Below are 11,896 nucleotides of genomic sequence, written 5' to 3' on the forward strand. Positions count from 1 at the left end.
GTTAATCGATGAGGTGGCACAAATGGGAGTTTGATTTAGCTTATAGTTGGTTCGCAACGCATCCCGTTCCATGGAAAAGACGCCTTCCCTCCGTCACTCCAGTTTCCTTGGAATTCGGAGAAATCCGATGTGAAGGTTATAACCAGATTCCCGTGGCCGTACTTGTCTTGCCAAACGAGATTGCGCGTTAAATCATTTCCATCACCGTCGTCGCTCGGCTCAGCCAGCAAGCCCGTGACAGTCTGCCCTTCCTCGAAGAATACGTAGCTTCCCCTTATCTTGCCGTCTGTGACACTCGGACCGAACGTTGTCTGCGCCTCTGCCATGATGCCGTTCGACAGGAGTTCCCCGCAATATTTTCCCAGCGGAAATCGATTACTCTGGGTGGCGGTGGCGATGCATGGGATAGCGGAAGCGGCAAGAATCGCGACCATTCGTAAACTGCGAATAGCTTTCAATTTGTGCTTCCGCGGTGGCGGCAAAAAGTTGGGCCGATTTATAGTTTCCATCTCCGGCGAAATTAATTCGCTTCCCGAACCAGAGCTTGTTTTCACGCCGCCCATCCGGTGCACAAGGCCGACTTTGCCAAGCATGTCCGCTCCGTCAATCTTGGCACTGAAGGCTTAATTTACAGCTGTTACGGTGAAGCCCTGCTGGCGCAGCAGTTCGATGACGCCGTCCTTGCCGGGCAGATGCAGGGCACCGACGGCCATGAAGACGTTGCCGCTGTCGAGGATGGGCGCTGCGCGCTCGGCCATCACCTTGTTGCGGTCAAGGATGACGCGCTGCTCGAAGGCGGCATAATCGCTGTTTTCACCTTCCTCCTCCGGTGTCACGGTTTTCAGCATCGGCATGGTCATGCCGATATCACCCGAGAGGTAGAGGTCGGTCATCGTCTCGACGACATCGCTCATCTTGTCGCCGAGTTCCAGCGTCTCGATCAGCGATTTCAGATGGAATTCGACCGGCAGATCGGCCATGGCCTGGATCTGCTCGGCAAGGGTTTCCAGCCCCTTGACCTGTTTGCCCTGAGCAATGGCATCGGTGGCGATCTTCTGGTCGAGGAACTGCGCGCCTTTTGCCTTGCGGGCGATTTCGCAGGCCGGCAGGGCGACGGCGCTGGAAATCATCCAGGGCCGCATCCGGGAAACGGCGCTGATCGGGATACCGCGCTGCTTGAGGCCGGTTTCGAGACGCTTGTAGTCCTCGGGAGAAAGCAGCTTGTCGATCGTCGTGCCGTCGGTGAACATCGTCAGTTCCGGCTTTGCAAGCAGGGCGGCGGTCGCCTTCCGCTCATCGAGGATCTCGTCGGATTCGATGATGATCGTGTCGGCGGCATCGTGGGCTGCCTGGGCGCGCGGCGGCAGGGCCAGCACGCGCGGATCGGTGACATGCATGCTGCCGAGCAGCCACGAGGGTACCAATCCCGGCTTCTCGATCTTCCAGAAGATACCCTTGCCGTTCGGCGTGGCGTCGGCTTCCTTCAGCGCCTCTGCGTAGCGGGCAGGGTCGTTCTGCTGCAGCTCGACCATCAGATTGCGGCCGGTGCAGGCGACGTCTTCGGCCGCTGCCGGCCTTGCCGTCAGGAAGGCGGCAAACAGGGCGGCAAGAAGCAGCATGTGAAAGGCTGCGATCAGCCAGAGCAACAGATTGGCCGGCACTGCGAGGTAAGACGTCCGGCGGCCGATTGATGTCGTCATGATGGGTGTTCCGATCACATGCTATAGGCTTCATGCTCTACGCCCGGCTTGCGCATATTCCTTTAAGAGAATGCCTTAACGAGAGCTTAAAGCGCCTCACATTCAATCGCATCCATGCGATGCGCTTTAAGCCTATCGTTTATGCATGTCGTTGCCCCAAAACCGCTGCGCACTTTTGGGCGACATCCATTACGCTCGCGGATGCGCCCGATCATACACCTCGAGCAGCCGCGATGCATCGACGCCGGTATAGACCTGCGTTGTGGAAAGGCTGGCATGGCCGAGCAATTCCTGGATGGTGCGCAGATCGCCGCCGCCGGCAAGCAGATGGGTGGCGAAGGAGTGGCGCAGTGCATGCGGTGTCGCCGTCTCCGGCAGGCCGAAGGCGCTGCGCATCTTCTGCATGGTGCGCTGGATGATCGCCGCTTGCAGCTTGCCGCCGCGGGCGCCGCGAAACAGCGGCTCGCCAGCCTCGAGATGGTATGGGCAGAGCGTGCGGTATTTCTCGACCGCGTCGAAGACCACGGAGAGCAGCGGCACCAGCCGCGTCTTGTTGCCCTTGCCGGTGATGCGGAGAGTCGTCGCGCCCTTCTGCAGGTCGGCGGGAGTAAGATCCAGCGCTTCGGAGATGCGCAGGCCGCAGCCGTAGAGCAGCGTCATAACCGCCGCATCGCGCGCCGCAATCCAGGGTTCGTCATGGAGCTGGGCGTCGTCGCTGACGACGGTGATCGCCTGGGTGTCCGACAGCGGCTTGGGCAGCGATTTCGGCTGTTTCGGCGAGCGCACCGCGGCAGCACCGGCGGCGTTGACCAAGCCCTTCTTTTCGAGATGGCGCAGCAGCGAGCGAAGACCGGCGAGATTGCGACCGAGCGATCGGGCGCCGGAGCCCTGCTTTCGCCGGGCCGCCAGGAAGGCGCGGAAATCGGCGGAGCGCAACTCCCTGATATCGCCAAGCGTCACCGGGCCGGCGAGATGGCCGGTCAGAAAGGTCAGAAACTGGCGGGTATCGCGCTCGTAAGCGTCGAGCGTGTGCTCGGAAAGACGGCGCTCACTGGCGAGGTTTTCGAGCCAGGCGGCCCGTTCCGTCATCAGGCGCGGATCGGCGATAACAAGCAGTTCGTTCACGTTGCGGGCCTTGATTTTGCCTTCAAGTCCGCCAATTTGGAGCAGGAACAGTTATGGAATTGCTAATGCCGGCCAAGCGTTTGTCATCCTTCGATCATATTCTATTGCGATAGCTTATACCCCATAGACAGGATCTTTCATGGCACGGCGCGATTCCATGACGGCTTTCGGACAGCTCGCGGAAGCGATCGCTCTCGTTTCACACGGAAAGCCCGGTCATATCGTCGATACGCTGATTGCCGAACGCGGCCAGAGGATCGTGAAAAATCCGCTCTGGCCGGTTATGCGGCCGTTCCTCTACACGCTGCTGCGCTATAACAAGGCGCTCGAATTCGCCAATGCGGTCGCCAAAATGCCGGGCTTCCAGTCGTTCGAATATCTGAGCGATGTGCTGAGGCTCGACATCGGCATCACCAATGGTGAACGCATTCCCGATACCGGCGGCTTCATCCTCGTCAGCAACCATCCGACCGGAATTGCCGACGGCGTTGCCGTGTTCGATCTCTTGAAAACGCGCCGGCCGGACATGATGTTCTTTGCCAATCGCGATGCCATCCGCGTCAATCCGCGCTTTGCCGAGATGATCATTCCCGTCGAATGGCGGGAGGAGCATAAGAGCAAGCTGAAAGCGCGCGAAACGCTGCAGCTGACCAACCATGCGGTGAAGGAAGGCAAGGCGACAGTGCTCTTTCCCTCAGGCCGTATCGCCTATTGGGCGAACGGCCGGCTGAATGAACGTCCGTGGAAGACCTCGGCCGTCGGGTTGGCGCGCAAATACAATCTGCCGATCCTTCCCGTTCATATGACGGCACGCAATTCCGGCCTGTTCTACTGGCTGGCGAAATGGTCTACCGAGCTTCGCGACATGACCGTGTTCCACGAATTGTTGAACAAACGCGGCGACCGCTTCGATTTCGTCATCGGCAATCTCATTCCGGCCGAACAGCTGGACGGCGACCTCAATGAAGTGACGAAGGCGCTGGAGAAACATACGGTGCAGGACATGGCTAGAGATGGTGACGCGAGTTTCGCGCCGGTCGGTCTGCCGGTTGCGGCGACGCGCCGCGAGATTCCGGTTCCTGCAATCTAACCACCGGCATTGCCATGACAATTGATATCCTGAGGCTCCGCGATCGATTGCCGCAGGAGATCGCAGATCTTGAAAGCGAGGCCCGGCGTGAGGGCCATCGCCATGTCGCCCGCCTTATCGACGAATGGTCGGCCGGCGCCGTCAGGTTCGATCGTGACGGCGAAAGGTTGCTTGGCGCCTATGTCGACGACGCGCTCGTCGGCATCGGCGGCATGACTGTCGACACCGCCATGTCAGGAGCGTTGCGGATGCGGCGTTTCTACATTCGTCCGGCAATGCGCGGGCGCGGCATCGGCCGGATGCTTGCCCTGGCTCTGGTCGATCATGCGCGTTCCTTCTGCACTGTCGTCACCGTTCATGCGGGAAACGATGGTGCAGCGAAGTTCTGGGAGTCGCTCGGGTTTCAACCCCACGGACGAGATGGATATACGCATCTGCTCGCGCTGCAGCGCCATAGCGATGATCCAGCGGCTTTGCATTTGCGCCGGTGTGCTACGCCCCGATCTCCTTGAGGCGGATGGCCTGGCGCGCCAGCAGCCGCTCGACATCGGCAATATCAAGCGCCGAGAGCTTGGCGCCCGGCTTGCGCAGGGTGGCGGACTTGATCACACCGCGCTTGGCAAGCACATATTTGCGCGAGACAAGACCGATGCCCTGCTGCTGTTCGTAGCGGGCGAGCGGGAGATAGGCATCGAAGATCGCATGGGCGCGATCGGGATTTCCGGCGGCATAGGCCTCGACGACACCAACCATCATCTCGGGATAACAAAAGCCGGTCATGGCGCCATCGGCGCCGCGGCCCATTTCTTCGGGCAGGAAAAGCCCGCCATTGCCGCACAGGATGGAGATACGCCGCATGGCGCCCTTGTCGCTGGCGGCGCGAAGTGCCGAGATTTTCGAAAGACCCGGCCAATCCTCATGCTTGAGCATGACGCAGTTTGGCACCTCGTTGACGATGCGCTCGATGACCTTGGGCGCAATCGTCACATTGGTGGTGAGCGGATAATCCTGCAGCACGAAGGGCGTATCGCCCAGGGCCTCGCCGACCGACTGGTAGAAGGCGAAAGCCTGATCGTCGGTCTTGACGGTCCAGGGTGGCGCGACCATGACACCGGCGGCACCCTCACCCATGACGGCTTCGGCGAGCTCGCTCATCGGCGCAAGCCCTGGCGCCGAAACGCCGACGACGACGGGGAGGCGGCCATCGAGTCGCTTCAGCACCCTTTCGACGACTATCCGCGATTCCTCGGCCGTCAGCTTCGGGGCCTCGCCGAGCTGACCAAGCACCGTCAGGCCGGTGACACCGGCACCTTCGTAGAAATCGACCATGCTGTCGATGCTGGCGAGATCGAGCGCGCCGTCATCGGTGAAGGGGGTTACGGCGATCACATAGACGCCCTTGGCATCTTCAGTCAGTCTGGCCATTGGTGCTCTCCAATTCAGCGGCCGAAGAACAGCGCTTCGGCATTTCGAACAAAAATCTTTTCAGCAACCGCGGGGTCGTCGATGGTGGCCTGCATGGTCTCTACTAGCTCAGTGTCATCGGGCATGCCGTCCCACAATTCGGTGTGCGGCCAATCGCTGCCCCAGAGCAGCCTTTCCGCATGGCTGGTGGCAAGGGCGCGGCCGACCTCGGCAAAACCGTCGTAATTCACGTCCTTCGTCAGACGATAGGGCGCGGTTACTTTGACGTAGGCCTCGGCTCTGTCCATCAGTCTTTTCAGCGCATCGACATGCAATGATCTCGTCTCTCTGGCAAGCGGAATGAAGCCGAGATGATCGATGACGATGGGCAGGCGGATGCCGGACAGCGTTGCTGCAATATCGGAAAGTTGTTCGGGATTGATCTGCAATTGCAGCGACCAGCCGAGAGGGGCAATACTCTCCGCCAGTGTCCTGGCGGCGGCGAGCGGGAGGCCGCCCTTGTTGCGCGTATTGATCCGCACGCCGCGCACGCCGAGCCGGTCGAGCCGCTCTATCTCGGTTTCTGTAGTTTCGGGATCGATGACGACGACGCCGCGCAGACGATCTGGATAGGCGGCAAGCGCCTCCAGCAACACCCTGTTGTCGCGGCCATAGACGCTTGGCTGCACCAATATGCCTCTGACAATGCCAAGGCTGCCGGAGAATTCGATCCAGTCGGAAATCGTCGCGATGTCAGGCGTGTAGCTGCGTGGGGTGTTGAGCGGAGCGCCGGTGCGAAAGACGTGGAAATGCGTGTCGACCGTGCCTTGCGGCAGTGCCGCCCGAGGCAGCCGCGTCAGCGGCCGGTGGGGCAGGCAAAGCGGTGCCTCGATATCAGCGGCGCTCATCGCGCGTCGAACTCCTCGCTTTGCAGGAAGTCGAAGTCGGCGCCTTCGTCAGCCTGGAGCACGCGCTCCTGATAGAGCCTGGCATAGCCGCGCGCCGGGGCCGGGGAGGGCCGGTTGACGACATCAAGCATGCGGCGATCGAATTCCGCCTGGTCGATGTCAAGGTCGATGCGCCTGCCCTCGACGTCGAGGCGAATGCGATCGCCGGTGCGGACGATCGCCAGAGGGCCGCCATCGGCGGCTTCAGGCGCGATATGGAGGATGATCGTGCCGAAGGCCGTGCCGCTCATGCGGGCATCGGAAATCCGCACCATGTCCTTCACGCCCTGCCGCGCGAGCTTGCGCGGGATGGGTAGATAGCCGGCTTCCGGCATGCCGGGCGCACCTTTTGGCCCGGCATTGCGCAGAACCAGGATGTCATCGGCATGGACGTCGAGATCGTCGCTGTCGATGCGCAGCGTCATATCCTCGACGGAATCGAAGACCACGGCGCGGCCGATATGCTGGAGCAGATCCTTGGAGGCTGCGGATTGTTTGATGACGGCGCCACGCGGCGCAAGATTGCCGTGCAGGACGGCGATCGTTCCGATCGGCTTCAACGGTTTCTCGACGGTGCGGATGATGGTCTGGCCCGGCTCGTCGACGACAGCGTCGATGATTTCGCCGATCGTTTTGCCGTAGACCGTCGGGGCGCTGCCGTCGATTTCATGGCGCACCGCCTTCAACAGAGCCGGGACGCCGCCAGCCTCGTGGAACTGCTCCATATAATGCTGGCCGGAGGGCTGCAGGTCGACGAGCAGGGGAATGCTCCGGCCCAGCCGGTCGAGCTCGGCCATGTCGAGGCGCAGGCCGAGGCGGCCGGTGATTGCGGCAAGGTGGACGACGGCATTGGTCGAGCCGCCCATCGCCTGAAGCGCGACGAGGCCGTTGCGGACTGCCTGCGGCGTCAGGATATCGCGCACCGTCGGCGCGGCCTCATCCATGGCGAGACGCGCAGCGACACGGCCCGTCTCCTCGGCAAGGCGAACCCGTTCGGATTCGACGGCGGGCGCCGAACCGGCGCGGGGAAGGCAGAGACCCATGACTTCGGTCAGGTTCGCCATGGTGCTCGCCGTGCCCATCACCGTGCAGGTGCCGATCGAGCTGGCCAGCTTGTTGTTGACCTCGGCGATCTCGGCCTCGTCGATCTCTCCGGCGCGGAAGCGCCCCCAGAAACGGCGACAATCCGTACAGGCGCCAAGCCGTTCGCCCTTGTGGTGGCCGACGGCCATCGGGCCGGTCGGCAGGAAGATCGCCGGTATCTCGCTGCTTGCGGCGGCCATGATCTGGGCCGGCAGGGTCTTGTCGCAGCCGCCGATCAGGACGACGGCATCCATCGGCTGGGCGCGGATCATCTCTTCCGTTTCCATCGCCATCAGATTGCGCAGATACATCGAGGTCGGCGAGGCAAAGCTCTCATGGATCGAGATCGTCGGAAACACCATGGGCATCGCACCCGTCAGCATCACGCCGCGCTTGGTTGCCTCGATGAGTTGCGGCACATTGCCGTGACAGGGGTTGAAATCACTGTAGGTGTTGGCGATGCCGACGATCGGACGGTCGAGCGCATCGTCCGAATAACCCATGGCCTTGATGAATGCTTTGCGCAGGAAAAGGGAGAATCCCTGATCGCCATAACTCGTCAGCTTGCGGCGAAGACCGTTCGACAAAGCTGTTCCTCCCTCGCCAAATTGATCCATGGCCGTGGCGTCAGGGTAGAGGGATACGGAGGATTGTCAATAAATAAGATGGTGTCACTGTATCGTATTTTTGGATTTTTTCGGCGATCACCATAAAATACAATAGGAATCTCCGCAATTCGCGCTTTCGTTCAGCAATCAGATGATTGGCTTTTGTGAGGAAGCAGGATAGATTATTGATAAAATAGGATTGAATGCAGAGGAAGCGCGATGATGGGAACGGAACGACGGCGTATCGGCATTATCGGTGCCGGCTGGGTCAGTGCCTACCATCTGCCTGCATGGATGCGGCAGTCGAAAAGAGCCGAGGTCGTGGCGATCGCCGACCCGTCGCTGAGCGCCGTCGAAGCCCGGCTTGCCGCCTTCGATATCGCGCGCAGCTATGCGAGCGCGCAGGCGATGCTGGATGCCGAGCAGCTTGATGCCGTTGATATCTGCGCGCCGCGGGAGTTCCATGTCGAACTGGTTCGGCTGGCGGCAGCAAAGGGCCTCGACATCATCTGCCAGAACCCGCTCGCGCCCTCTTACGGCGAGGCGGTCGACCTGCTGGAAGGACTTTCCGGCAGGGGCAGGCTGATGATCCACGAGAACTGGCGGTTCCGCGCCTATTATCGGCGGCTGAAGGCGTGGATTGACGAGGAGCTAGCCGGCGAGATCCGGCAGGTGCAGTTCGAATTCCTGTCCAGCGGCATGATCGCGGATGCGGAGGGAAAGAGGCCGGCGCTGGTGCGCCAGCCGTTCTTCCGGACCCAGCAGCGATTGCTGGTCATGGAGGTCATGATCCATCATCTCGATGCGCTGAGATATCTTCTGGGCGAGTTGGAGGTGGTCAGTGCACGGCTTGAGAGGAGCAATCGCGATATCGTCGCGGAGGATGTCGCAAGCGTCGTCCTGCGCCGGACGAGCGACGGCGTTCTCGTCACCATCAACGCCAATCTCGCCGTGCATGGCGCGGCGCCAGCGCCGCGTGATCACCTACGCATCTTCGGGGCGCTCGGCACGCTCGAACTGAACGGCAATCTGCTCTCGGCCGAGGGTGCGAAGCAGCGCCGGGAGAGCTTCGATCCTGACGAGACCTACCAGGGCGCCTATGACGCGACCATTGCGCATTTCCTCGACAGCCTCGATGGAAAGGTGGCGATGGAGACATCGCCGGACGATAACATCAAGACGCTTGCCCTTGTCGAGGATATCTATCGCCTGAGCCGGTTCGACCCAGAACGCAATCCACTGTAACATGGCTCGCCGTTAGAGCGCCGCGCGTCCGACAGGACGCGCTAAGGACGCTCTATCACATTAAATTGGCGCATAATCCTTTTCCGAAAATCGACTTCGATTTTCGGGGTTATGCTTCAGAGGAGATGACATTTGCAGACGCTCAACGAAAGCCGCGAAGACGGCATCGAGCATGATGATTTAAGTATTGCCCGCGCGCTGGAGGAAGACATCATTTTCGGGCGGCTTGCGCCCGGAACCCGCCTGACCGAAGACACGCTTCTTGCCCGCTTTCACGTCACGCGCCATTTCGCCCGGCAGGCGATCGTGCAGCTCGAGACGATGGGCATCGTCGTTCGGGAGCGCAACAAGGGGGCAACGGTGCGTTCGTTGACGGCTCGCCAGGTCCAGGAAATCTACGACGTGCGGGAATTGCTGCAACGGCAGGCGGCGCTGTGGATAAAGCTGCCGGCGCCCGAGGCATTGATTGAGGAACTGCTGGCGCTGCATGAGGAGCATGGCCGCCACATCGAATCCGGCTATCTCAGGGGTGTGCACGAGGCCAATGACAAGTTCCACCTGACGCTCTTTAGCGCCTGCGGCAATGCGCATCTCGTGCAATCGATCGAGCTCTATATGCGGCTCAGCCTGCCGGTGCGTGCCAATTCAATGTCGAGCAAGGAATCGCTACGCATCTCGCATGAGCATCACCGGCTGATGATCGAGATGCTGCGTGGCGGGGATAACTGGGTTCTCGCCCAGCTCTGCGTCGACCATCTACAGCCGAGCAAGAAACGTTATCTTGCCTATGTCAGCGAGAATTGACCGGGCCGTTTAAAGGGAGCGCAATCTTTCGATTACGCTCCCTTCGCCTGCCGGCTCACCAATCGAGACGCAGGAGAGACACGCCTTGACGCGGTAGGGAGACCTTGAGCTCGATCTTGCCGTCGTCGACCTTGACCGACGCCTGACCATCGATCTCGGCGAGTTTTCCCGAGGCTTCCAGCCTGGCATAGTCTTCGCCGGCCGGATTCTGCGGCTTGCCCATCGCCTTCCAGACCCCGAAAGCGTTGGAATGCTCCTCGTCCATCCTGAAATGCTTGAGCGAGGCGAACTTGCCGTCCCAGCCGTCGAGATTGACCGTGATATTGGCGGACGGCCCGGCTTCATCATCGTCGTGGTAGTGCCAGACGAGAATGGAAACGCCCTTGTCGTCGCGGGTTGCCACGACGTTGACATCGGGCTTGCCGCGAACGCCATGGCTCATGATATCTTCGATGTCGCGGCGATAATCGCTTTCCGATTCCAGCCATTCGCCGCCGAGTTTGCCGAGCATGCGGAAGCCGTTGAGAACAGCCTTATCGACGCCGTTGGTGGCAAGATCGCGGAAACCGTCGAAATAGGGCTGGTCGTCGAAGAGGAAGGCCCAGGTCACCGCGCCTTCGATGTGGATGTTGGCGCGTCTTGCAAGCTCGTAAGTGCGGATCATACTCTCGACCACATAGACGCCGTAAAGCGGACCGTTGCGATAGCCGTTCTGGGGATGGACGCGTGCGGAGCAGGCCGCACAGCCTTCCGGATCGGATTCGCCGATCACCACAGGCAGGTGCCGGAGTTCCGGAAACTCATTGATGATGGCAAGGTTCGTCTCGATGTCGCGGAGCTGCTTGTGCAGGCCCATCCGCACGTGACCCTCGTAGATCACAGGATTGCCCTTGGCGTGGAAGGCGAGGAAATCGATCGGCGACTTGTTCTCGACCACGTGCCTGAGGAAGGCGCGCAGGAAGGTCTGGGCCTTTTCATTGGCAAAGGCGCCGCAGGTGTGCGGGCCGCCGACGCGGGCATTGGGCAAGGCACGCTTCAGGGCCTTGGCGCTGACATCATACATTTCGCAGAATTGCGGGATGGTGCCGGTCCAGTAGTGGCCGTCCGGCTCGTTCCACACTTCCCACGGCCAGCTTGAAACGACGTCCTCGCCATATCTCTCGGCAAGATGCCGTGCCCATGCTTCGATCAGGTCGCCCCATTTCTTCAGGTCCGTCGGCGGGGCCGTCCAGCCGGTGGTGATCGTCGCGTATTTGTCGGCCGGCTCCCATTGGTGGCGATAAGGGCCGTCGAAATCGGAGAGCGTCTCCGGCGTGAAGCCGATCTGGATGAGCGGAATGTTGCCGGCTTCGACATAGGTGTCGAAGATCTTGTCGATGATCGTCCAATCATAGACCGGATTGCCGTTCGCATCCTCGGTATAGGCATTGGTCGAACCCCATTTGAGGGCAGGCAGGCCGTCGCCGCTGGTCAGAAGATTGTGCGCACGGATGCGGGGCGGCTCCGGGCTCAGCTCGGTGAGTTCCTTCAGCAGCTTCCTGCCGTGCGGGGAGTAGGTGTAGTTCGGCTCGTCGTAGCCGAACCAGTTCCACAAAGGTTGGTATTTGCCGGTTGGCCGGTTGGCGTGAACGGAGATTGTCACGTCATAGGGGCTGCTCATTCTGGTGTCCTCTTGAACGGTCATGCCAAAGCCTCCTCCCGAAAGCAGCCGACCTGTCTGGTGATGAAGTGCGGCCTCTTGGGAGGGCGCCGCGCTCGCCGCAAAAGCTAAGCCAAACGCTCACTTTGTCAATAATATAAAAAAGCACATCGCTGCCCTGCGCCAAAAATGCCTGAAAATGCGCTATTTTTTATGACCAGCAAAATTATTAGTTGCCGTTTCTCAAAAAA

General features: G+C 60.7%; 11 protein-coding genes. 4 read left to right on the plus strand and 7 right to left on the minus strand.

Translation table 11 applies throughout. From position 1 onward, the window contains the following. Positions 1–35 precede the first annotated feature (35 nt). From ACM5SV_RS08190 to ACM5SV_RS08200, 3 genes are all read right to left on the minus strand, one after another. Complete coding sequence (locus ACM5SV_RS08190) at positions 36–593, minus strand: hypothetical protein (protein ID WP_012759268.1); 558 nt, start codon at positions 591–593, stop codon at positions 36–38. Between the two features lie 30 nt (positions 594–623). Continuing rightward, positions 624–1,700, minus strand: a complete 1,077-nt coding sequence (locus ACM5SV_RS08195) for a TraB/GumN family protein (RefSeq protein WP_222014526.1) — start codon at positions 1,698–1,700, stop codon at positions 624–626. A gap of 189 nt (positions 1,701–1,889) precedes the next feature. Continuing rightward, a complete protein-coding gene (locus ACM5SV_RS08200; RefSeq protein ID WP_062941246.1) occupies positions 1,890–2,825 on the minus strand; it encodes a tyrosine recombinase XerC in 936 nt (311 codons plus the stop codon). A gap of 139 nt (positions 2,826–2,964) precedes the next feature. Between ACM5SV_RS08200 and ACM5SV_RS08205 the strand changes: the two genes are divergently transcribed. Together ACM5SV_RS08205 and ACM5SV_RS08210 are read left to right on the plus strand one after the other, a co-directional pair. Continuing rightward, the gene (locus tag ACM5SV_RS08205; protein ID WP_221962395.1) at positions 2,965–3,915 is read left to right on the plus strand and encodes a GNAT family N-acetyltransferase; all 951 of its coding nucleotides are present in this window, start codon (positions 2,965–2,967) and stop codon (positions 3,913–3,915) included. A 14-nt stretch (positions 3,916–3,929) separates the two neighbouring features. Then, entirely contained in the window at positions 3,930–4,427 is a 498-nt protein-coding gene (locus ACM5SV_RS08210; RefSeq protein ID WP_128438295.1) for a GNAT family N-acetyltransferase, read from the plus strand. Here ACM5SV_RS08210 and ACM5SV_RS08215 read toward each other — a convergent pair. The 3 genes from ACM5SV_RS08215 to ACM5SV_RS08225 are packed head-to-tail and all read right to left on the minus strand — an operon-like array spanning position 4,408 to position 7,936. Next, positions 4,408–5,340: a dihydrodipicolinate synthase family protein gene (locus ACM5SV_RS08215; RefSeq protein WP_128438294.1), complete on the minus strand. Its 933-nt coding sequence runs from the start codon at positions 5,338–5,340 to the stop codon at positions 4,408–4,410. The genes ACM5SV_RS08210 and ACM5SV_RS08215 overlap by 20 nt on opposite strands. A gap of 14 nt (positions 5,341–5,354) precedes the next feature. Then, the gene (locus ACM5SV_RS08220) at positions 5,355–6,227 is read right to left on the minus strand and encodes an amidohydrolase family protein (RefSeq protein WP_012759262.1); all 873 of its coding nucleotides are present in this window, start codon (positions 6,225–6,227) and stop codon (positions 5,355–5,357) included. Further along, positions 6,224–7,936: an IlvD/Edd family dehydratase gene (locus ACM5SV_RS08225; protein ID WP_128438293.1), complete on the minus strand. Its 1,713-nt coding sequence runs from the start codon at positions 7,934–7,936 to the stop codon at positions 6,224–6,226. The genes ACM5SV_RS08220 and ACM5SV_RS08225 overlap by 4 nt, the downstream gene beginning before the upstream one ends. Before the next feature lie 240 nt (positions 7,937–8,176). On the opposite strand from ACM5SV_RS08225, the gene ACM5SV_RS08230 reads away from it, so the two are divergent. Together ACM5SV_RS08230 and ACM5SV_RS08235 are read left to right on the plus strand one after the other, a co-directional pair. Next, positions 8,177–9,202, plus strand: a complete 1,026-nt coding sequence (locus ACM5SV_RS08230; protein ID WP_419425173.1) for a Gfo/Idh/MocA family protein — start codon at positions 8,177–8,179, stop codon at positions 9,200–9,202. Positions 9,203–9,334: 132 nt separating this feature from the next. Further along, positions 9,335–10,006, plus strand: a complete 672-nt coding sequence (locus tag ACM5SV_RS08235) for a GntR family transcriptional regulator (RefSeq protein WP_012759259.1) — start codon at positions 9,335–9,337, stop codon at positions 10,004–10,006. A gap of 55 nt (positions 10,007–10,061) precedes the next feature. Here the strand turns inward: ACM5SV_RS08235 and ACM5SV_RS08240 are convergent, their stop codons facing one another. Continuing rightward, positions 10,062–11,690, minus strand: coding sequence for a GH39 family glycosyl hydrolase (locus ACM5SV_RS08240; RefSeq protein ID WP_012759258.1), 1,629 nt, complete (start codon positions 11,688–11,690; stop codon positions 10,062–10,064). Between the last annotated feature and the right edge of the window lie 206 nt (positions 11,691–11,896).

Source organism: Rhizobium sp. CRRU65, from assembly GCF_048551595.1.
Lineage (GTDB): Bacteria > Pseudomonadota > Alphaproteobacteria > Rhizobiales > Rhizobiaceae > Rhizobium > Rhizobium leguminosarum_J.